13 protein-coding genes and 1 pseudogene are annotated in these 20,831 nt (G+C 74.3%); 4 read left to right on the top strand and 10 right to left on the bottom strand.

The features are described 5' to 3' along the window. Positions 1 to 186 precede the first annotated feature (186 nt). On the bottom strand, positions 187 to 789 hold the full coding sequence (locus ACFVVX_RS35935; protein WP_387952101.1) for a hypothetical protein: 603 nt from the start codon (positions 787 to 789) through the stop codon (positions 187 to 189). Between ACFVVX_RS35935 and ACFVVX_RS35930 the strand changes: the two are divergent. Beyond that, a pseudogene (locus ACFVVX_RS35930) lies at positions 788 to 1,672 on the top strand (phosphatase PAP2 family protein); the annotation flags it as partial. The gene ACFVVX_RS35935 and the pseudogene ACFVVX_RS35930 overlap by 2 nt on opposite strands. Positions 1,673 to 1,762: 90 nt before the next feature. Here the strand turns inward: ACFVVX_RS35930 and ACFVVX_RS35925 are convergent. The 5 genes from ACFVVX_RS35925 to ACFVVX_RS35905 all read right to left on the bottom strand — a co-directional run bounded on the left by ACFVVX_RS35925 (position 1,763) and on the right by ACFVVX_RS35905 (position 9,477). Next, complete coding sequence (locus ACFVVX_RS35925; protein WP_387952099.1) at positions 1,763 to 2,488, bottom strand: response regulator; 726 nt, start codon at positions 2,486 to 2,488, stop codon at positions 1,763 to 1,765. Between the two features lie 7 nt (positions 2,489 to 2,495). Next, positions 2,496 to 3,914: a sensor histidine kinase gene (locus ACFVVX_RS35920; protein ID WP_387952121.1), complete on the bottom strand. Its 1,419-nt coding sequence runs from the start codon at positions 3,912 to 3,914 to the stop codon at positions 2,496 to 2,498. Positions 3,915 to 4,113: 199 nt separating this feature from the next. Next, the gene (locus tag ACFVVX_RS35915; RefSeq protein ID WP_387952098.1) at positions 4,114 to 5,991 is read right to left on the bottom strand and encodes a protein kinase; all 1,878 of its coding nucleotides are present in this window, start codon (positions 5,989 to 5,991) and stop codon (positions 4,114 to 4,116) included. Beyond that, complete coding sequence (locus tag ACFVVX_RS35910) at positions 5,988 to 6,731, bottom strand: hypothetical protein (RefSeq protein ID WP_387952097.1); 744 nt, start codon at positions 6,729 to 6,731, stop codon at positions 5,988 to 5,990. The genes ACFVVX_RS35915 and ACFVVX_RS35910 overlap by 4 nt, the downstream gene beginning before the upstream one ends. A gap of 505 nt (positions 6,732 to 7,236) precedes the next feature. Next, a complete protein-coding gene (locus tag ACFVVX_RS35905; RefSeq protein ID WP_387952095.1) occupies positions 7,237 to 9,477 on the bottom strand; it encodes an N-6 DNA methylase in 2,241 nt (746 codons plus the stop codon). Positions 9,478 to 9,675: 198 nt separating this feature from the next. On the opposite strand from ACFVVX_RS35905, the gene ACFVVX_RS35900 reads away from it, so the two are divergent. Next, positions 9,676 to 10,308, top strand: coding sequence for a DUF4352 domain-containing protein (locus ACFVVX_RS35900; RefSeq protein ID WP_387952093.1), 633 nt, complete (start codon positions 9,676 to 9,678; stop codon positions 10,306 to 10,308). A 240-nt stretch (positions 10,309 to 10,548) separates the two neighbouring features. On the opposite strand, the gene mfd is transcribed toward ACFVVX_RS35900, so the two are convergent. Continuing rightward, on the bottom strand, positions 10,549 to 14,175 hold the full coding sequence (gene mfd, locus ACFVVX_RS35895) for a transcription-repair coupling factor (RefSeq protein ID WP_387952092.1): 3,627 nt from the start codon (positions 14,173 to 14,175) through the stop codon (positions 10,549 to 10,551). Between the two features lie 661 nt (positions 14,176 to 14,836). Between mfd and ACFVVX_RS35890 the strand changes: the two genes are divergently transcribed. Further along, positions 14,837 to 16,150 (top strand): nucleotide sugar dehydrogenase, encoded by a 1,314-nt coding sequence (locus tag ACFVVX_RS35890; RefSeq protein WP_387952090.1) that lies wholly within the window; start codon positions 14,837 to 14,839, stop codon positions 16,148 to 16,150. Positions 16,151 to 16,296: 146 nt separating this feature from the next. Here ACFVVX_RS35890 and ACFVVX_RS35885 read toward each other — a convergent pair whose 3' ends face one another. Further along, positions 16,297 to 16,638 (bottom strand): beta/gamma crystallin domain-containing protein, encoded by a 342-nt coding sequence (locus ACFVVX_RS35885; protein ID WP_387952088.1) that lies wholly within the window; start codon positions 16,636 to 16,638, stop codon positions 16,297 to 16,299. A 436-nt stretch (positions 16,639 to 17,074) separates the two neighbouring features. Here ACFVVX_RS35885 and ACFVVX_RS35880 point away from each other — a divergent pair, with 436 nt between their 5' ends. Further along, entirely contained in the window at positions 17,075 to 17,746 is a 672-nt protein-coding gene (locus tag ACFVVX_RS35880; RefSeq protein WP_387952087.1) for a hypothetical protein, read from the top strand. Between the two features lie 49 nt (positions 17,747 to 17,795). Here the strand turns inward: ACFVVX_RS35880 and ACFVVX_RS35875 are convergent, their stop codons facing one another. Further along, positions 17,796 to 19,268, bottom strand: a complete 1,473-nt coding sequence (locus ACFVVX_RS35875; protein ID WP_387952085.1) for a hypothetical protein — start codon at positions 19,266 to 19,268, stop codon at positions 17,796 to 17,798. A 265-nt stretch (positions 19,269 to 19,533) separates the two neighbouring features. Continuing rightward, positions 19,534 to 20,831: SUKH-4 family immunity protein (locus ACFVVX_RS35870; RefSeq protein WP_387952083.1), on the bottom strand; the 1,298-nt coding region annotated here is incomplete at its 5' end.

Here is a 20,831-nt window from a genome sequence, read left to right as displayed (position 1 = left end):
CGGCTCGGCAGCGGCGGGCGGCGGGCGGCGGGCGGCGGGCGGCAACCAAAATATGTAGACCGGTCTACTGACTTATCCTCTATGGACCGGTCTACTGATTTTGCTGCTCTATAGACCGGTCGACAGATTTCGCCCGTCTCCTCGGACTCTGTAGACCGGTCGAGATATTCCTCGCCCGGGCGGGAGTCAGCCCGGCGGAGTCAGCCAGGGCGGGTTGTCCGGGAGCAGGGCGACGTGCTCCGGGTCCCAGGTGCCGTAGCGGGGGTTGACGCGCAGGTGCAGGGCGATGGCCGCGTCGGCCAGGGCCCGGCGGACGACCGCGTCCCCCGCCGGAGTGGTGGCGTCCTGGCCGGCCGCCGCGGCGAGGCGGCGGAGGCCCAGCTGTCGGCGGTAGTAGGCGTCGATCGCCCCCTCCGGCACGCCTTCCCCGGCCAGCGCGCGGCTGAGCTGTCCGGCGCCGCCGAACCTCTCCTGCTCCGCCGCGCGGGCGGCCGCGACCTCGGCGCCGGTGACGGTCAGCCGCCGGTCGGAGAGTGCCCGCGCGACCACCGCGTCGAGCACCAGGTCCGTCACGGCCTGCCGTGCCGGCGCGTCCGGCTGCTCGCGGGCGTCGGTCGAGGCTCCGCCCGTCCCGTCCCGCAGCTGGGACACCCTGGCCTCGACCGCGCCGATCGGAATCCGCCGACCGTCGAGCACCACCGCCGTTCCGGCCGTCAGTCCGTCGCCCCCGCACGCGGTCAGGACCGAGGCGGCGAGCAGGACGCCGACGACGGCGGTCCGACGGTGCATGACTGGTCTCCCGGGTGACGGTGGCCCCCGGCCGGGCGCTCACCCGAGAGTAGGGCGGCCGGGCACCCGGCGCGCGGACCGTGGCCCGAACGGGTCACTCGCGGCGGTGGCGCACGGCGGCCATCCGGGTGGCGTCAACCCTGACGATCGTCCAGGTCCCGGTCTGTCTTTCGGGTCGGGTCGCCGCCCCCGCCCGCTCCTACGGTCGGTGACCATGACGAACAGGGACAGGACAGCGGGCAGAAGGCAACAGGGCCGCCTGGGCACCGGCGCGCGGTCGGCGGGGGCGGTGGCGCTGCTCGGGGCGGGTACCGGGGTGGTCGGGTGGCTGGCCCCCGCACGACCACCCGACGGTGCGGAGGGCGCCCCGGCGCGGGTGGTCGGCGGGGTCTCCGCCGAGGGCTACCGGTGGGTCGTCGGCGGCGTCGCCGACGCGCCGCGCTGGCTGGGCTCGCTGATGGAGCCCGCCACCGAGGCCGGGCTGCTGGTGCTGGGCCTCCTACTGGCGCTCTGCTGGTGGACCGCCCGGGGCCGGCGCTCGGCCGGGCCGGTCGCGGGCGTCCTGCTGACCGGTCTCGGCACGGTGCTCGCGTACGGGGCGAGCGAGGTGCTGAAACTCGTCGTCGACGAGGAACGCCCCTGCCGGGCGCTGTCCGGTGTCCCCGCCGTCGCCGAGTGCCCGCCACCCGGCGACTGGTCCTTCCCCAGCAACCACGCGACCCTGGCCGCCGCCCTGGCCGGCGGTCTGGTACTGCTGCGTCCGCGCTGGGCGTTGCTGATCCTCCCGGTGGGCGGCGCCACGGCCGCCCTGCGGGTGGCGGCCGGGGTGCACTACCCGCACGACGTGCTGGCCGGGGCCGTGCTCGGCGCCACCGTCACGGCGGCCGTGGTCATCGCCTTGCTCCCGCTCGGCACCGGGATCGTGGGAGCGCTGAGCGGCGTGCCGGTCCTCGGCCCGCTGCTACTGGCCCCGTCAGTCGCGCGGGCCGCCCGCGCAGGTGCCGCCGGCGGTCAGTCCGGCCTCGTGTGCGAGCACGGCGGCGGCCGCCCGGTTGGCCACCCCGAGCCGGGCCAGGATGGAGCTCACATGAGCCTTCACGGTGCCCTCCACCACGCCGATCCGGCGGGCGATCTGGCCGTTGGACAGCCCGGCGGCGACCAGCGCCAGCACGTCGCGTTCCCGGGTGGTCAGCGCGGCCACCTGGTCCCGGGCGGCGGTCCTGCGGTCGGCCGGCCCGCCCGCCCCACCGGCGGCCAGATGGGCGACCACCCGGGCGGCCACCTTGGGTGACAGGTAGGCGGCACCGTCCGCGACCGCCCGTACCCCGGCGATCAGCTCCTCGGGTTCGCCGGACTTGATCAGGAACCCGTTGGCGCCGCCGCCGAGTGCCCGCAGGATGTAGTCGTCCTCGCCGAAGGTGGTCAGCATGACGATCCCGGTGGCGGCGCCGGTCCGGCGGATCTCGGCGGCCGCGGCGATGCCGTCGGTACCGGGCATCCTGATGTCCAGCACGACGACGTCCGGCCGGTGGCGCAGGACCAGGTCGACGGCCGCGCGGCCGTCCCCGGCCTCCGCGACGATCTCGATGCCCGGGTCGGTGGCGAGCACCGCGCGCACGCCGGCCCGCACCATCGGTTCGTCGTCGGCGATCACCACCCGAATCCGTGTCGCACCCTCGGCCCGCTCCTGGCCGCTCATCCGGCGGTCACGAGATCAGAGCGTCCAGGGAGATCAGCACATCCCCCTGGAAGCAGAGCCGATACGCATCCCCGGAGCGGTCGTTGTTGAACGGTTCGGCCGTGATCGCGTAGTACTCGCACGTCACTCCTTCTCCCGGGGGCGGCGGGTTCTCCTCCGATGGATGGTACGGAAACTGACGTTCCGGCAGAAATCGCTGCACTGCGGCCCGGTCCTGGCCTACTCGCAGCGAGGCGTAGTCCGCCGGGTCCAGCACGGCGCGGCCGGTGGTGTAGATCGTCCATCCGCGCAGAACGGCGGTCAGCACCAAAGCGGTGACCAGTGGCACCAGGACGACCGCTGCCATCATCCGGCCCACCCGGCGGCGGGCGCGGTGCAGTTCGCGAGCCGGTGACACTGTGGCGGGCGCGGGGGCCGGTTCGGCGCAGGCGTCGACGCCGGCGCCGGAACCCGGGAGATACGCGGAGACCTCGAAACCGCCGTCGGCGGCTCGGGCCCCGTGGCCGAAGGTGCCGCCCGCCAGCCTGACCCGTTCGGCCAGGCCGATCAGCCCTCGGCCGCCTCCGCCCGGCAGAGCCGCCGGCAGCCCCGTCGGTGACGGGCCGTTGGCCACCCGAATGCGGGCGCCGTCCGCCGTGTAGGCCAGCCGGACCGTGACGGGCGCCCGCGGAGCGTGCTTGGCCGCGTTGGTCAGCGCCTCCTGGACGACCCGGAACGCGGCGTGTTCGGCCGCGCGCGGCAGGCCGCCCGGCTCCCCGGTGACGGTCAGCCGGACATCCAGACCGGCCGCGACCGCCTCCTCGACCAGAGGGGGGATGCCTGTGTCGGCCGGACGGGCCGCCGCCTCGTCCCGCTCGTCCCGCAGGATTCCGATCACCTCGCCCAGACGCTCCACGGCCGCCGCCACGCCCGCCCGGATCTCCTGGGCCGCCTCCCGATGCGGCGGCGCCAGGTCGGGCGCCAGCTTCAGCGCACCGGCCCGCAGGGCGATCAGGCTCAGGTCGTGGCCGAGAGCGTCGTGCATGTCCTGCGCGATCCGGGCCCGCTCGCGCAGCCGGGCCTGCTCCGCCACCAGCTGCTGCTCGCGCTCCAGCCGCTCGGCCCGTTCCCAGCCGGCCCGCACCAACTCCTGCGACTGCCGCCAGAACCGACCCACCATCCACGGCCCCATTCCGGCGCAGACCGTCAGGGACACGAACGACGTCCCCGGCACCATCCACTCGGGTACCAGCACCGCCGCCGCCACGCCGCCGACGACCATCCCGGTCAGCACCACCAGCGCCGACCGGGCCCGCTCCATCCGCCGACCTGCCAGGAACGCCGCCGCGATCGCCGCCAGCACCCACCAGATGTCGACCAGGCACAACCCGATCGCCGCCGACGCCACCGCCAGCAACCCGCCGTCGACCCACTGCCGTCCGTTCATAAGCACGGTGACGACAGTACGGAGAGGCGGGAACGGACGAATCTGCCGAAAGTCATGCCCCGCACCGCCGCACCGCACAGGAAGTCGGCGGGTCCGACGTCCTGTGCACGGCGAGCGGTGAACAGCACGAGCGGTGCACAGGGCGGGCCGTGCGCTGGTCGGGCCGTGCGCTGGTCGGGCCCGGAGCAGGGTGAGCGGGTCAGGAGCCGGGGGCGTAGGGGTTGCCGACCGGCCAGGGGGTGGCGCGGGGGTCGGGCGGCTGGGGGTTGTTGGTGGTGCGGTGCGGCTGCAGGTGGTCCAGGCTCTGCCGCAGACGGCGCACGGCCTGGTGGTGGGGGCCGTCGCGGCGCTCCCGGTCGAAGAGGAGCTGCAGCAGCCACTGCCAGGCGCCCTCGGCGTCGCCGCCCGCCGCGAGCAGCAGACCGATCCGCTCACGCAGGTCGAGCGCCCGCTCCGCATCGGCCTCCGACCCCGCGTCGAGGCGCGCGGTGTGGGCGGCGAGCAGTGCCCGGTACTCGGCGAGGGCCTCCGCGCCGTGGCCGAGCTGTTCCAGGCAGTCCGCGGCACGGTAGCGGTGTTCCAGTCCCTGCGGCCCGTGCGGGCCTCCGTCGGCGGTGATCGCGAGGATCCGGTACTCGGGGAGCGCGTTCCGGTAGCGGCGCTCCTGGAGCAGCGTGCGCGCGTAGATGGTCCGGATGGTGCGGACGAGCGGTGCTCCGTCGCCGAGTTCGGCCTGGGCGCGGGGCAGCAGCCGGGAGGCGAGGTCGAGCACCTCGGCGTGGCGCCCGGCGTCGACGAGGTCGGAGAGCCGGGCGCAGGCCGCCGCCAGATCCGGGGCGGAGGACGCAGTGACGGGGGCGGAGGGCGCGGGGGCGGAGGTCGGCGGAGCCGTCGGAACGGCCGTCATCAGCAGGGGCTGCGGCTCCACCCGCGCAGCCGCCGGCGCGGGGTGGACCACGGGCTGCCGGACCATCGCGGGCGCGGGCGTCGATGCAGACGCGGGCATCGGCACCGGCGCCGGGACCGGGACCGGGATCGGTACGGGGAGCGCGGTGTCCAGCGGCCGGGGCTGCGGCTGGTGCGGGTGGCGGTACGGGCGGGCGGGGTCGGGCAGCGGGCCGTACCGGGGTTGCGGGGCCGCCTCCGCGAGCGGGAGCAACGGAAGCAACCGCCCGTAGACCTCCTGCGCGTCGGCCGGGCGCTCGGCCGGCTGCTTGGCGAGCAGGTCCAGGACCAGCCGTTCGAGAGCCGCGGGGACCTCGGGACGCAGCTCGCGCAGGGGCGTCGGCGGCTCGTCGACGTGTCGGCGCAGCACACCGAGGGCGGTGGGCGCGCGGAACGGCTCCTCCCCCGCGAGCATCTCGTGCAGCAGACAGCCGAGGGCGTAGAGGTCGCTGCGAGGGTCGGCGGTCGCGGCGAGGGCCTGCTCGGGCGCCATGTAGGCGGGGCTGCCGATCGGAACACCCGTGAGGGTGAGGCGGGTCGCGTCGGTGTCGAGGGCGGTGGCGATGCCGAGGTCGAGCAGGACCGTCCGGCCGTCGTCGCGAACCATCACGTTGCTGGGCTTCAGGTCGCGGTGGACCACGGGTACGGCGTGTACGGCGGCGAGGGCGCCGCAGAGCTGGGCCGCGACGGCGACCGCGCGCTCGACCGGCAGGGGCGAGTCCTCGGCGATCAGATCGGCGAGGCTGAGGCCGGGGACGCGCTGCATGACCAGGTACAGCTCGCCGCCGTCCTCCCCGGCGTCGAAGACGGTGACCAGGCCGGGGTGGTCCAGGGCGGCGGTGATCCGGCACTCCCGCAGGAAACGGCGGCGCAGCTCGTCGCCTCGACTGCCGCGCTCGGGGCTCTCGTCCGCGGGCAGGAGGAGGTCGGGGCGGAGCAGCTTGACGGCGACGGGGCGGTCGAGCCGCTCGTCGTAGCCGCCCCAGACCTGGCCCATGCCGCCATGGCCGATCTTCTCGGCCAGGCGGTAGCGGCCGCCGATCACCCGGGCGCCGGTCGATCCGGCGCCGGTCGATCCGGCGCCGAGCGGTCCGGACGCGAGCGGTCCGGCGCCCTGGCGGCCGGCGGTCACGGCCGGCCCTCGCGGGCCTGGCGGCGCAGCAGTTCGCCCAACTCGCGCAGGTCGTCGGAGGCCGCGGGCGGCGCGGCGGGGGCTGCGGCGGGCGGCGCGGGGGCGGGGGTCGGGGCCGTGTTGGGCATGGACACCGGGGCGGGGGTGGCATAGCCGGGCGGCGGGGCGTACGGCATGACGGGGGCGGTCTGCGCGTAGGGCGAGGCGGGCGGCGGGTAGTACCCGGGCGGCGTGGGCAGCACGGTCGGCTGCGGGCGGGCGGCGTTCCAGAGGGCTCGACTGTCCATCAGCAGGTAGTGCAGCGGGGCGCCGAACCACATCAGCAGCATCGCCGTCATGCCCGCGGTGTCCGCGCCGTGCGCGCTCTTGTCGTTTCCCGCCACCCCGGCGCCGACCAGGTAGGTGAGGAACAGTCCGGCGAACACCACCGCGCCCAGGATGTCGAACCAGCGCCGCCGCCGGATCGCCAGCAGCAACGAGGGGATCATGCCGAGCAGACCGACCGTCACCACCGGGGTGACGGCACACAACACCTTGCCGAGCACGCCGTACGGGCCCGCGGCCATCCCCGGGCGCAGCGGCGGGGCGGCGGCGGGCATGGGGCCGGGCTGCGGGTAGTGACCGGCCATGGGCATCGGGGCGGTCGGCTGCATCGCGTCCGGTATCCCGCCGGGGAAGGCGCCACCAGGGACCGCGCCACCGGGCGGCGGTCCGAACTGCCCGGGGTACTGCCCTGACATGTGCGCTCCTGAGCGGGTGAGAACGGCGGTCTGCCGGAGTACGGAGGAACCCCGCACACCGTACCGCCCGAGGCCGACACGCCGGAGGGCTTCCCTCCGGGAGGATGGCCTCCCGGGGCCACGTTCCCGGCCGACGGCTGTCCGGATGGAGCCGCCGGGCTTCCGCTGACGGGAATGGAATATGTAGACCGGTCGAGATGGAAGCGGAATATGCCGACCGGTCTACAGAGGCGGAATCGCTGGACCGGTCTACATATTTGCTACCGCGTGGTCCACAGGGCACAGGAGCCGCCTGGGGATTATGTGGACCGGTCTACAGAGGGTAAATAGGTCGACCGGTCTACATATTTGTCCGCTCTGTCCGCCCTGCCCCGCCCGCCAGATGCCGGCGGGCGGGGCAACCCGGACGCACCAGGCCGGGCAGGGCGGACGCGCCGCACCGAACAGGGTCGGACGACCAGGCCGGGGCAGGCCGGACACGCCAGGCCGGGCGGGCAGCGCGAGGTCAGGCCCGGGGGTGCGCCTCGGGAAGGGGAAGGGCCCCTGTGGCGAGGCCGTCGGTGAGGGACTGCGCGAGGCCGTGTCCGAGTGCGGCGGCCTGTTGGAGGGTCGCGTCGAAGGCGGCGATCCGGGCGAAGGCCGTGCCGAGCCGGCGCTGGTCGGCGATCGGGAGGCGGGGCAGCTCGACCCGGCGGATGTCGAGGCGCGCGGTGGTGGTGGCGTGGCTGGCGGCCCGTCGGGTGCTCGCTGTGGAGCGGAGCTGGCCGGCCAGGAACTCCGGGTCGACCGCTTCGAGGTCAGGCCGCAACAGGTGCAGCTGGCGGCCGAGGGCAGCGCCCGCGAGCGGGCCGTCGGCCTGGACGACCCGGGCCACGCCGCCGCCCAGCGCCGGGACCAGGACATCGCCGGGCCGGGTCCGGATGCCGGCCGCCGGACCGGTGGAACCGCCCGAATCGGGAGCCCCGCTCGGCGCGCCCCCGGCGATCAGGTCCTGATCCGTCAGAACGGCCGCACCCGGGCCGACACCGGCGTCAGCACCGACACCAGCACCAGCACCCGTAGCCGCCCCGGAGCCCGACGAGTACACCTCCAACACGCCGCTGCGGACCAGCTCCCCCACGGTGATGACCGGGGCCACCGCCGTGGTCGGCGGGACCACCGCGGACGGCTCCGGCAGCAGGCTTCCGGGCGCGGCCAACCCCGCCAGCAGCTCCGTCAACCGGCCGCCCAGGTGGGCGAGTTCGGCGGCCCCGCCGACCGCTCCGGCGGGCGGGACGTGGCGGGCGGGCGAGAGGTCGGTCTCGTCGTCGAGCAGGTCGATCGCGGCCATCGCCCGGTGCACGCCGGGCCGGTCGTCCGGCAACGGCAGGCCCTCGCGCGCGGCGAGGTCGAAGGCGCGCCAGGCGTCCAGGACGGTCCGGCGCAGTTCGGGCCAGTCGACCCGGTCGCGCCCACCCTCGCCGGACGAGGCCACAGAAGGGGCGACCGGCGAGAACCCGGTCAGGAAACCGGTCGAGGAGCCGGCCGGGAAACCGGACGAGGCGCCGGGCGAGGAGGACGCGTCGAGCAGCAGGACCTGCCGGAAATCCTCCCCCGGCCGGGGCGCGCGCAGCACCCACAGGTGCAGCGGCACCCCGTACGGCGGCGCGGCTCCGGCCGGCAGCGCGATCACGGCGCGCAGCGCGCCGGAGCGCAGCAGTTCGGCGCGGACCCGGCGCCCGGCCCGGCGGCCGGCGACGGCGGGCGGCAGCAGGAGGGCGGCGAGCCCGCCGGGACCGGTGCGGGCCAGACAGTGCAGCACCCAGGCGAGTTCGGACTCCCCGCGCGGCGGCACCTGGCCGCCCGGCCAGCGGGGGTCGAACTGCAACTGGTCGTGCCCCCAGTCCCGTTCGTTGTACGGCGGCTGGCAGAGCACAGCCTCGAAGGTGCGGCCGGAGTAGGCGTCGGCGCGCAGCGAGTCGCCGCCGCGCAGGTCGAGCGGGAGCGGTCCGGGGTCGGTGGCGGGCGTGTGCAGGGCGAGCCGGAGCAGGGCGAGCGCGCTGGTCACCGGGTCGGCGTCCTGCCCGTAGCGGCCGGTCGTCGGCGGGAGGGCGAGCAGCACCGCCCCGAGGCCGGCGGCCGGGTCGAGCACCGTGGCGGGGACGCCGGCCACCGCGGCGAGCAGTTCGGCGGCCTCGGGCGGGGTGGGGCTGAGCTGTCGGGTGTTGGCCTCGGCGTACCGGGTGAGCAGTTGCTCGTACGCGCCCGCGGCGCCGACGCCCGCGGCCAGTTCGGCGAGCAGGCGGGCCAGGTCCAGCTGGGTGCTGCCGAGCAGGCCGGACAGCTGGAGTGCGGCGGCGCCCTCCACCCCGAGGGTCTGCACCGCCACGCCGGACAGTGCCCGGGGCAGTGCGGTGGCGAGACGGGTGTCGGGTTCGGCGGTGAGCGCGGGCCAGCGGTCCGGCTCGCGGTGCAGCAGCAGCAGGACGGCGCCGGCCTGGAGCAGCGGCGCCGCCGGGTGGCCGGCGGGGTCGCGCAGGGTCTCGACCAGTCGCCAGGTCCGCTCCAGCAGCGGCAGCTCGGCGATCTTGCCCTGTCCGCGAAGCCAGGCCTCCACATCGGCGAGCGCGAAGGTCGGGCTGCTGTCGGTGCCGCCGACCGGGCGCGGGAAGTCCGGGTGGCGGCGGCGCCAGTTGCTGACGGCGGCCCGTCCCACCCCGGCCAGCCGGGCGATCTCGACGGCGGTCACCTCGGGACGGTCCGGCATGGGGCTCCTTCGACGCACGGGCGAGTGTGATCACACAGCATAGCCAGCACGCCCCCCATCCCCGTTCACACGTGAACAGAGACGTTTCCCGAATCAGTGTTGACATGGTTCACAGTCAATGATGTGATTCTCTCATCGAGGCCGCACCGAACGGCCGCACCGAGACCGGGCAGCAAGCCCGAGAAGCCGGAGAACCCCATGTCCGCCGCCACCACCACCCGCCGCCGCACCGCCGCCCTGCTGCTGGGCGCCGCGCTGGTCACGCTCTCCGCGACCGCCTGCAGCTCGACCGCCGGCACCACCGTCGCCACGGAGCCCAAGCAGACCGCCGCCGCAGGCAGCGCGGCAGGCGCCGCCGCCACGCCCGCGGAGAGCAAGCCCGCCGAGAGCAAGCCCGCGGACGCCCCCAAGGCGGCGGCCAAGCTGGGCGACACCATCGCGCTCAAGGGCATGGACAAGGGCATCACCGCCGACATCACCACGGTGAAGGTGGTCGACCCGGCCGAGAGCTCGAACGAGTACCTCAAGCCGGAGGCCGGCAAGCGCTACGTCGCCGTCCAGTTCCAGATCAAGGCCACCGGCACGCAGGCCTACAGCGAGATGCCGTGGAGCAGCGCCAAGGTGGTCGACACCCAGGGCCAGTCGTACGGGCCGAGCCTCGCCGAGACCAAGGCCGGCCCGACCTTCCAGACGCCCACCAACATCGCCGCCGGCGAGACGGGCAAGGGCTTCGTCACCTTCGAGATCCCGACCGACGCCAAGCTCGACAAGGTGCAGTTCGCCCTGGACAACGGCTTCGCCAAGCAGGTCGGCCAGTGGAAGATCGGCTGACGGCTCCGTTCACAGCCGACACCACCCGCACCACCCGCACCCGCACCGGCACCGGCACCACCCGCACCCGCACCCGCACCCGCACGCAAAACAGCGGTCTCAGGCACCGTCGCCTGAGACCGCCGCTCGCCCGGGAGGAGCCCGGGGCTCGACCGGAGCCCGCCCCTCACGAGAACCAGCCCCACGAGAACCACCCTCGCGGGAACCAGCCCCACGAGAACCCGCAGGATCCAGCCCCCGCTACTTCTTCGCCCCCGCCAGATCGTCGAACATCGCCGACAGGAACTCCCGCGACCAGCCGAGCAGTTCACGCCCGACCAGCGGCTTGCCGCCGATCCGGCCGGTGCTCGGCCGGGGCACCAGCAGCTGCTGGGTGGTGGCCTTCACCTGGCTGCGAGGGTAGAGCCGGTTCAGCCGCAGCTGCTGCGACTCGCGCAGGTCCACCGGCCCGAACCGGACGTTGGACCCCTGCAGCGTGATGTCCGAGATACCGCACCGCCGGGCGTACAGCCGCAGCGCCGCCACCAGCAGCAGGTTCTCCACCGCCTCGGGCAACTTGCCGTAGCGGTCGACGAGTTCGTCCCGGACCTGGGTGATGTCCTCCTCCGAGTTCACCGCCGCGATCGAGCGGTACGCCTGCAGCCGCAGCCGCTCGCCCGGCGCGTAGTCGTGCGGGACGTGGGCGTCCACCGGAAGCTCGATCTTCACCTCCAGCGGCTCCTCCTCGGGCGCACCGCCACCGTTGGCCAGCGATTCGCGGAACTCGGCCACCGCCTCGCCGACCATCCGCATGTAGAGGTCGAACCCGACACCGGCGATGTGTCCGGACTGCTCACCGCCGAGCAGGTTGCCCGCGCCGCGGATCTCCAGGTCCTTCATCGCCACGTACATACCGGCACCCATCTCGGTGTGCTGGGCGATGGTGGCGAGCCGCTCGTGCGCCGTCTCCGTCAGCGGCTTCTCCGGCGGGTACAGCATGTAGGCGTACCCGCGCTCGCGCCCACGGCCGACCCGGCCGCGCAGCTGGTGCAGCTGGGAGAGGCCGAAGGTGTCACCGCGCTCGACGATCAGGGTGTTGGCGTTGGAGATGTCGATGCCCGACTCCACGATCGTGGTCGACACCAGGACGTCGAACTCCTTCTCCCAGAAGTCGACGACCACCTTCTCCAGCGCGGTCTCCCCCATCTGCCCGTGCGCGGTGGCGATCCGCGCCTCGGGGACGAGGTCCTTCAGCCGGGCCGCCGCCTTGTCGATCGACTCCACCCGGTTGTGGATGTAGAACACCTGGCCCTCGCGCAGGAGTTCACGCCGGATCGCGGCCGAGATCTGCTTCTCGTCGTACGGTCCGACGAACGTCAGCACCGGGTGGCGCTCCTCCGGCGGGGTGGTGATGGTGGACATCTCGCGGATGCCGGTGACAGCCATCTCCAGGGTGCGCGGGATCGGCGTCGCCGACATGGTCAGCACGTCGACGTTGGCCCGCAGCTTCTTCAGCTGCTCCTTGTGCTCGACGCCGAACCGCTGCTCCTCGTCGACGATGACCAGGCCCAGGTCCTTGAAACGGGTCTCCGAGGAGAACAGCCGGTGGGTGCCGATGACGACATCCACCGAGCCCTCGAAGAGGCCCTCCAGCACGGCCTTCGCCTCGCTGTCGGACTGGAACCGGGACAGCGCCTTCACCGTCACCGGGAAGTTGGCATACCGCTCGGCGAAGGTCGAGAAGTGCTGCTGCACCAGAAGCGTGGTCGGCACCAGGACGGCCACCTGCTTGCCGTCCTGCACCGCCTTGAACGCCGCCCGCACCGCGATCTCGGTCTTGCCGTAGCCGACGTCGCCGCAGATCAGCCGGTCCATCGGGACGGACTTCTCCATGTCCGACTTGACCTCGGCGATCGTGGTCAGCTGGTCGGGCGTCTCCGCGTAGGGGAAGGCGTCCTCCAGCTCGCGCTGCCACGGGGTGTCCGGGCCGAAGGTGTGGCCGGGGGCGGCCATCCGGGCCGAGTACAGCTTGATCAGGTCGGCGGCGATCTCCTTGACCGCCTTCTTGGCCCGCTGCTTGGTCTTCGCCCAGTCCGCGCCGCCGAGCCGGTGCAGCGTCGGGGCCTCGCCGCCGACGTACTTGGTGACCTGGTCCAGCTGGTCGGTCGGCACGAACAGCCGGTCACCGGGGTGGCCCCGCTTGGCGGGCGCGTACTCCAGCACCAGGTACTCGCGGGTCGCGCCCTGCACGGTGCGCTGCACCATCTCGACGTACTTGCCGACGCCGTGCGCCTCGTGGACCACGTAGTCGCCGGCGGCCAGCGCCAGCGGGTCGATCGCGTTGCGGCGCCGGGACGGCATCCGCCGCATGTCCTTGGTGGAGGACTTCTGGCCGGACAGGTCGGTCTCGGTGATGACGGTCAGCTTCAGCGCCTCGTCCACGAAGCCATGCTCGATCGAGCCGCAGGAGACGTAGACGACGTCCCGGGTCGGCGCCTCGGCGAGGTCGGCGACGAGACGGGCCGGGATGCCCTCGTTGCCGAGCACCTCGGCCAGCCGCGAGGCCGGTCCGTGGCCCTCCGTCACCATGACGACCCGCCAGTCGGCGGCCAGCCGCTCCTTGGCGTCGGCGATCGCCCGCGCGGTGTCGCCCCGGTAGGCCTCGACGGCGTGCATGCCCAGCGTCAGGGTGTTGGCGTCGAACTCCAGCACCTCGTGCACCGAGGACTCGCTGGTGGCGAACGGGCTGACCGACCACCAGGGCAGCCCGATCTCGGCGGCGCGCTCCCGGACGTCGGCGAGCGAGCGGAGCGAGGCGGCGGAGACGTCGATCGCCTCCAGGTCGATCGGCCGGTCCCCACCGGAGGCGGCCGCCACCCAGGAGGCGTGCAGGAACTCCTGGCTGGTCGCCACCAGATCGGCGGCCCGGGTGCGGACCCGCTCGGGGTCGCAGACCACGGTGACCGAGCCGAGCGGCAGCACGTCCAGCAGCAGCTCCATGTCGTCCACCAGGACGGGCGCCAGCGACTCCATGCCCTCGACCGCGATGCCCTCGGCGATCTTGTCCAGGATCTCGGCCAGCCCCGGGTGCTCGGCCGCCAGTTCGGCGGCCCGGGCCCGGACCTCGTCGGTCAGCAGCAGTTCACGACAGGGCGGCGCCCACAGCCCGTGCTCGGCGATCTCCAGCGAGCGCTGGTCGGCCACCTTGAAGTAGCGGATCTCCTCGACGTCGTCGCCCCAGAACTCCACCCGCAGCGGGTGCTCCTCGGTCGGCGGGAAGACGTCCAGGATGCCGCCGCGCACCGCGAACTCGCCACGCTTCTCGACCAGTTCGACGCGAGCGTAGGCGGCCGCGGCCAGCCGGCGGGCCACCGCCTCCAGGTCGTGCGACTCACCCCGCCGGACGGCCACCGGCTCCAGCTCGGCCAGCCCCTTCACCTGCGGCTGGAGCACCGAGCGGACCGGTGCCACGACCACCTGGACCGGGCCCGCCGCCGGGTCGTCCGCCCGCGGGTGCACGATCCGGCGCAGCACGGCCAGCCGGCGGCCGACCGTGTCCGAGCGCGGCGAGAGCCGCTCGTGCGGAAGGGTCTCCCAGGCCGGGTACTCGGCGACCGAGTCCGCCGGCAGCAGCGAGCGCAGCGAGGCGGCGAGGTCCTCCGCCTCCCGGCCGGTCGCCGTGACCGCCAGCACCGGGCGGCCGCGCTCGCCGGCCGCCTGCCCGGCGAGCGCGCGGGCCAGCGCGGCGATGGCGAACGGCCGGGCGGCGGGCGGGCCGACCAGGTCCAGGTGGCGGCGGCCACCGGCGGCGGTGGCGGTCGCGGCCTCGATCGCCTCGGCGAGGGCCGCGTCCCGCGCGACGACATCGAGCAGTCCGGTCAGGCTCATCTGGAGTCTCTTCTTCGTCCCGTGGCTGGTGCTGCCCCCGGGCGGCGAAGGCCCGCCAGGGCAACGCGAACGGCCCGGCACGCCGAGCGGCCGGGGGTCTCAAGCGTACGCCGCGGCGCCGACGGCCACGCGGCGCACGGGCCCGGCGGGGCCGATGCGCGGACGAAGGACCTGTCCCCCACGCGGGCGGCAGGGGCTCCGCGATCTGCCACGAACTGGACATACTCCTGTCACTGGCCGTCCATGGAGATCGCGCACCATAGTGAATGTGCCCGCCGCACCCAACCGTGGGGGATGGCTGCGGATGGGCACAGTCGCACACCCGATGGGGGTCGGGAGTGCGAGGCCGGGCGACCCTGGGTGGGGGCGCCCGCCCAAGCGCCGGGAACCGTGGCGCCCCTTCCTGGGGGGCGCCACGGGTCTCGGCCTCCTTCGTCTGCGCGCCCGACCGTCCTCCGCGCCCGTCCCCATTCCTTCCCTCGGCCCCTCCCCCTGTGGGCCCCTCCCCTGCGGCCCCGGCCGCCTCCCCGGCGCCCTCCCTGCCGACCTCTTCGCCGAAAAGCCGCGCGTCCCGGCGCCGCTCCCTACCCTGTGGTGAAGACCGTACGGGGGCGTCCCGGAGGGGACCTGGTGGGCGTCGCGGTGGAGGGGGTTCTTCGTCATGCGCGTTGTCATCGCAGGTCAGGGCCGCGTGGGACTGCCACTGGCGGTCCGTGCAGCCGAGGTCGGCCACCAGGTGGTCGGCTACGACGTGGACGAGCGCAGGATCGAGCGGCTGGCGGCCGGCGAGCCCTACGTCGGGGACATCCCCGCCGAGCGGCTGCGGCCGCTGCTGGAGAACGGGACCTATCTGCCGTCCGCCGAGCCGGGTGACGTGGCGGGCTTCGACATCGCCGTGATCACCGTGCCGACGCCGCTGCGCGACGGGGTGCCCGACCTGTCGCCCATCGAGGCCTCCGCCCGACTGCTCTCCCGGCACCTGCGGCCGGGGGCGACGGTGGTGCTGGAGTCGACCACCTACCCGGGGACCACCGAGGAACTGCTCGCGCCGGTGCTGGAGGAGGGTTCCGGGCTGACCGCCGGCCGGGACTTCCACCTCGGCTACAGCCCCGAGCGGATCGACCCGGGCAACCCGACCTGGCGGCTGGAGAACACCCCGAAGGTGGTGTCCGGCATCGATCCGGCCGCGCTGGCCGCGGTCGAGGGCTTCTACGGGCGGCTGGTCGAGCGGACGGTCCCGGTGTCCTCCTGCAAGGAGGCCGAGCTGACCAAGCTGCTGGAGAACACCTTCCGGCATGTGAACACCGCGCTGGTCAACGAGCTGGCGATGTTCGCGCACGACCTCGGCATCGACGTCTGGGAGGCGATCGACGCCGCCTCGACCAAGCCGTTCGACTACTTGCGCTTCACCCCGGGGCCGGGCGTGGGCGGCCACTGCCTACCGCTCGACCCCTCCTCCCTGCCCTGGCGGGTCGAGCGCGCGCTCGGCCGGTCGTTCCGGTTCGTGGAGCTGGCCAACGACGTGAACAGCCACATGCCCGACTACGTGGTGCGGCGGCTGGCGGCGGCGCTGAGCGACCGGCAGCGCCCGGTGAACGGCTCGCGAGTGCTGCTGCTCGGGCTCGCGTACGAGAAGGACACCGGCGACGCCCGGGAGACCCCGGCCGCCCGGGTCGCCGAACTGCTGACCCGGATGGGCGCCGAGGTCCGGGCCGCCGACCCGCACGTGGTGGTCGGGGTGCACGTCCCCGAGCCGGTGGTCCCCGGCCGGCCCGCCGCCGAGCAGGACCGGCACGACGATCCGTTCGCCGCCGTCCGCCGGGTGGAGGCGACCCCCGAGGAGCTGGCGGCCGCGGACGCGGTGGTGCTGCTCGCCGACCACGACGACTTCGACCACGAGTCCGTCACCACGCACGCCCGGTACGTCCTGGACTGCCGCCGCCGGCTCTCGGGCGCCACGGTGGAGGTGCTGTAACCCCCGCAAACCCCCGCAAACCACCGCAAACCCCAGCAATCCCCCGCACACTCCCGCAGGCTCCCGCAAACCCCTCGCCAACCCTTCGGAACGCGATGCCGGGCGTCCGCACCCGCCCGGCACCGCGAAGCGCGGGAAGTGCCCGGCTACCAGCGGGAGAGGTTGATGTCGTACATCATCACCTCGTACCCCTGGTTGCCGTTGAAGTCGTACTGCTCCCAGTTGAAGACCGTCCAGGAGCCGAGGCCGCCGCCGAGATAGGTGACGACCCGGTTGTTCCCGGCGTCGATGCGGTCCACGTTGTAGACGCGGACCGACATCCAGCCGTCATTGGCAAAGCAGAGTCTGCTGCTGTAGCCGTAGTTGTACACCTTCGCGTAATCGCTGCGGTTTCCGCAGTCGACCCGGTTCACGGCATTGGCATCGGCCGCCGGTATCAGCGCGGCCGCGGCGGCGGTCAGGACGGCGAGGACCCCGGCCCTGCCCATCAGGGTATTTCTCGGACCACGGTCGGTGCGGGGATCTGTGCGGCGAATCATGGGACCCCTCCATCGGCAACGGTTTGCGACTCCAGAGGCTGACACGGCGGCCCGCCGCCGAACAGCTTCTTTCCGGCCAAGCAGGAAAGCGGATCCCCCGGCCCGACCGGCCGTGGACAGAATGCGCTAGGGTCCGGACACCCTTGTCGCACTTGAGGATCGGAGCACTGGATTGGCACGCCCACCCCGTTTCGGCCGATTCGCCGCGATATTTCTGGCCGCCGCTTTAGCGCCTTTCGCCGCAGGCTGCTCGAACACCGCTAGCGGACCGTCGGAATCCGCATTGACGCCTCCCGCAATCACCGCCACAAAAGCGCCGGAGTCCGGGCGCGCCGGAATGACCGGACTACCGCTCTCCGCTTATCAGGCCGATGACCGGAGCGCGGTGAAGGAGATTCAGGTCAGGAATACGCTGGTCGTCTCCTGCATGCGGCGGGCCGGATTCGCCTCGTTCGACGGCGACGGGCTCCAGCCCGCGCAGGCCCCGGACAACGCGACGGCGCTGCCGGCCGGCGCCTGGGGGTACCTGGGCCCGGAGGTCGCGGCCGTCCAGGGGTTCCATCCGCCGCGGCGGACCGCGCCCGGGCAGCCGGCGCCGCCCCCGGGGGCCTCCTCCGAGGCGTTCGACGCCGCCCGTGTCGACTGCGACCGGCAGGCGGCCGAGCGGCTGGGCTCGCCGCCCTCCACCGGCACCGAGCTGATCGGCCGGCTCTTCGACGACTCGCTCCGGGCGACCGGCCGCGACAGCCGGGTGGTCGCGGCGACCAGGGCGTGGTCGGACTGCATGGCCGCCGCGGGCTTCCAGGCGCCGGATCCGGCGGCCCTGCCGGAGCGGTTCCGGGCCGGCCAGGAGATCACCCCGGCCGAGCTGGCCACGGCCCGGGCCGATGCCGAGTGCACCACCGGGAGCAATCTGGCGGGGATCTGGTTCGCCGTCCTGGCCGGGTACCAGCGACAGCAGATCGACCACAACGCGCAGGCCCTGAACGCCCAGCGGGAGGCGGTCAGGGCCCAGGACGCGAAGCTCTCGCAGCTGCTCGCGGGCGACGGCTCCTGAGCACCCGCCCAGGAGCCGTCCAACGGTCGCGGCCGCCGGCCTTCAGCCGTCAGTGGCGCTTGTTGTAGCTCACCGTGTTCGGGGTGGCGTAGTCGCTGCCGTCGTCCACGATCACGATCTTCGGGATGATCCGGGTCTCGTCCTCCGGCTGCCGCGCCGCGGCCGGAACGCCCGCACCGGCCGCCGGAACGCCCGCGCCGGAGGCGGAGGAACCGCTCGGCGGCGAGGACGGCCGCGGCGGCACCCCGGCTGCGCCCGCAGCGCCCACAGTGCCCGCAGCGCCTCCGGCTCCCGCGGCGGGGGCCGGAGCCGAGGCCGGGACGGGTACGGCCGGAGCCACCGGTCCGGGCGTGACCGGTCCGGTGGCGACGGGCCCGGTGGCCACGGGTGAGGCGGCGAGGGGTGAGGTGGCGACCGGACCAGTGGCGACGGGAGCCGGGGTGACCGGCAGCACCGCCGTCGCCGCCTCGGTGACCACGCCGACGGCGACACCACCCGCGCCGCCGCCACCAGCAGCGGCGGCGGCAGCGGCGACCTCCTTGCGCAGGTTGGCCACCGCGATCTCCCCGGTGTCCGCCTCCGAGTCCACCTCCGGAGCGTCCTGCGGCACGTCCTGCGGCGCCACCGCCTCGACGGGCTCGATCGCGCCCACCGCCGCGCCGGTGAGCGAGGCGAGGGTGCCCTTGATGTGGTCGAGGTGCTGCTGCACCGTCTCCTGCCGGGCCGCGAACGCGACCTGCTCGCGCTCGCTGTCCGCGTTGACCGCCTCGGCCTCGCGCCGCGCCTGCTCGATCAGCTGGTCGGCCCGGGCCTGCGCCTCGGCGTCCGACTGCTTGATCCGCCCGAGCACCGTCTCCCGGTACTGCTCGGCCTCCTTGAGCCGGCGCTCGGCGGTCGCCGCGATCGCGGAGTCCTCGGCGTCCGCCTTCGCCTCCGCGGCCGCGAAGGCCTCGTCGGCGTTGCGGCGCAGCTCGGCCAGCTTGGCCTCGGCCTGCTCGGACGCCTCCGCCGCGGCGACCCGCACCTTGGCGGCGTGCGCGGTGGCGGCGTCCCGGGTGGTGCGGATGTCCCGGTCGGCCTCGGCCCGGATCGCCTCCGCCTCGGCCCTGGTCCGCTCGTCGGTCCGCCGGGCGGCCTGGTCGGCCTCGGAGCGGGTGGTGACGGCGTACTCCTTCGCGGCCTGGGCCAGTGCCTGCCCGGCCTCGTACACCTCGTCCCGGGTGTCCTCGGCATGCCGCTCGGCGGCGTCCCGGACGGCCCTGGCCTCGTTCTCGGCCATCTTGGCGAGCCCGGCGGCCTGCTCGCTGAGCACCTCGTAGTCCGGCTCCGGGGCGTCGGCGGCGGCCTGGCGGACCTCTTCCAGGCGCCGCTCCATCTCCCGGATCCCGGCGCCGAGAATGCTCAGCCGCTCCCAGGACTCGTCGCGTTGGGCGGTCAGCGCGGCGAGCGCTCGGTCTACCTGCTCGGGCGCGTAACCGCGCCGGGCAGCGGTGAAGCCGTACTGGGGGACGGCATCGCTCATGGGCTCTTCCCCTCGTGTCGCGGGCTGCGGAGCCCATGATCGGACGGAACGGACGGATCCGGAACCCGATCGGAGACCGGGTCCGGATTCGGACGGAGTGCGGGTCGAAACATGTCGAGGAATGGACGAGTAGACCCATCCTCTTGACCTATTTTGCGCAGATCGTGGCGAAACCCCAACGAGGCAGAGCCGCGACGGCATGCCGAAGGGGTCGTTCCGGACACCGGAACGACCCCTTCCACCTGCGCGGATCCGTGCCGGTCCGCTACAGCAGGCCGTCCCAGAACTGCTCCAGCAGGACGGCCCACCACGTGTCCGAGGACTGGAGGGCCGCCGGGTCGATCGCGGCGAGCTGGGCCTGGAAGTCGGTCGTCCAGCGACCGGCCTGATCAGGAGTCAGCCCGTACCGCAGCCGCCACATCCGGCCCAGCAGGGCCATCGCGCGGACGAACTCCGGTACACCGCTGTTGACGAAGCGCGGCGGCTCGCCGGTTCCGTCGACGTCCACCGCGACCACGTGCGCTGTGCCGTATTGCACACACAGCTGGCGGCCGTAGTCGTTGCCGAGCACCAGGTACCCGCCGAAGTCCGGTCCGCCGGGCAGGCCGCGCTCGGCGGCCAGCTCGGCGAGCGTCGGGATCGGGCGACCCTCCTGGGCCTGCGCCCAGAAGAACGGTCCGAACTCGCGCGGCAGGCCCGCCCACATCAGGGTCTGGGCCACCGGCTCGGGGACGCCCTGCCGGGATACCGCGCGCTGCTCGAAGTGGAACACGTTCGGGCCGAAGGCCTGGGCGAGCTCCTGCGCGAGCTGCTGCGGCGCGATCGGCGGCAGCGGCGGGACGGTGCCGGGGGCGGGCAGCGGCACCCGGAACGGGCGGACCCGCTGGGCGCCGGAGGCCAGCTGGTGCAGCTCGTCCAGGTGGTCGAGCAGCTGGGCCATGCCGGCCTGCCGGGAGTGGTGGTCGCGGCCGTAGTCGGCGGTGTGGGTGAGCCGGACGTTCGGCCAGGAGACGGCGATCATCCGGTTGCAGTAGCCGCCCGGCAGGTCGCAGGACTCCAGCTCGGTGTAGAGCTCCAGCACCTGCTCCGGCGGCACGTTCAGCCGCCGCAGGTCCTGGAGGATCTTCCACTCGGGGTGCGGGGTGCCGGGCTCGCTGCGGTGCAGCAGCTTCTGCTCGGAGCCGTCCGGGCCCCGGTAGCTGAGCGCCGCGAAGTAGCCCGGACCGACCGCGGGCACGCCGGGCGGCACCGGGGCGCCCTGCGGCGGGCCGGGGACGGGCGCGGGCGGGGCGGGCGCCGGGGAGGGGGCGCTCGGCGAGGCCGCACCGGGGTAGCCGTAGCCGGCCGCCGGTGCGCCGGGGCCGGGCGGCGGCGGGACGGCCGGGCCGCCGGACGGCGGGGTGCCGGGGTCGGCGGGCGCGCCCGGGGCGCCGAGGTCGATCGCGCCGGCCAGCTGGGTGCGCTCGTACGCCAGACCGGCGGCGGGCGCGCCGGGGCCGGCCGGGGCGGGCGGCGGCGGGCCGTCGGCGCCGCGCAGACCCGCCGGGGGCGGGGGCGGCGGGG

It is taken from the genome of Kitasatospora sp. NPDC058170 (assembly GCF_042883905.1).
GTDB lineage: Bacteria > Actinomycetota > Actinomycetes > Streptomycetales > Streptomycetaceae > Kitasatospora.
This window is presented reverse-complemented; position numbering and strand designations above follow the sequence as displayed.

Bases quoted from the DNA above. Each gene is read 5' to 3' on its own strand.
- ACFVVX_RS35935 (WP_387952101.1), bottom strand. From the start codon at position 789: ATGCACCGTCGGACCGCCGTCGTCGGCGTCCTGCTCGCCGCCTCGGTC.
- mfd (WP_387952092.1), bottom strand. From the start codon at position 14,175: ATGAGCCTGACCGGACTGCTCGATGTCGTCGCGCGGGACGCGGCCCTC.
- ACFVVX_RS35900 (WP_387952093.1), top strand. From the start codon at position 9,676: ATGTCCGCCGCCACCACCACCCGCCGCCGCACCGCCGCCCTGCTGCTG.
- ACFVVX_RS35875 (WP_387952085.1), bottom strand. From the start codon at position 19,268: ATGAGCGATGCCGTCCCCCAGTACGGCTTCACCGCTGCCCGGCGCGGT.
- ACFVVX_RS35890 (WP_387952090.1), top strand. From the start codon at position 14,837: ATGCGCGTTGTCATCGCAGGTCAGGGCCGCGTGGGACTGCCACTGGCG.
- ACFVVX_RS35920 (WP_387952121.1), bottom strand. From the start codon at position 3,914: ATGAACGGACGGCAGTGGGTCGACGGCGGGTTGCTGGCGGTGGCGTCG.
- ACFVVX_RS35885 (WP_387952088.1), bottom strand. From the start codon at position 16,638: ATGGGCAGGGCCGGGGTCCTCGCCGTCCTGACCGCCGCCGCGGCCGCG.
- ACFVVX_RS35905 (WP_387952095.1), bottom strand. From the start codon at position 9,477: ATGCCGGACCGTCCCGAGGTGACCGCCGTCGAGATCGCCCGGCTGGCC.
- ACFVVX_RS35925 (WP_387952099.1), bottom strand. From the start codon at position 2,488: ATGAGCGGCCAGGAGCGGGCCGAGGGTGCGACACGGATTCGGGTGGTG.
- ACFVVX_RS35910 (WP_387952097.1), bottom strand. From the start codon at position 6,731: ATGTCAGGGCAGTACCCCGGGCAGTTCGGACCGCCGCCCGGTGGCGCG.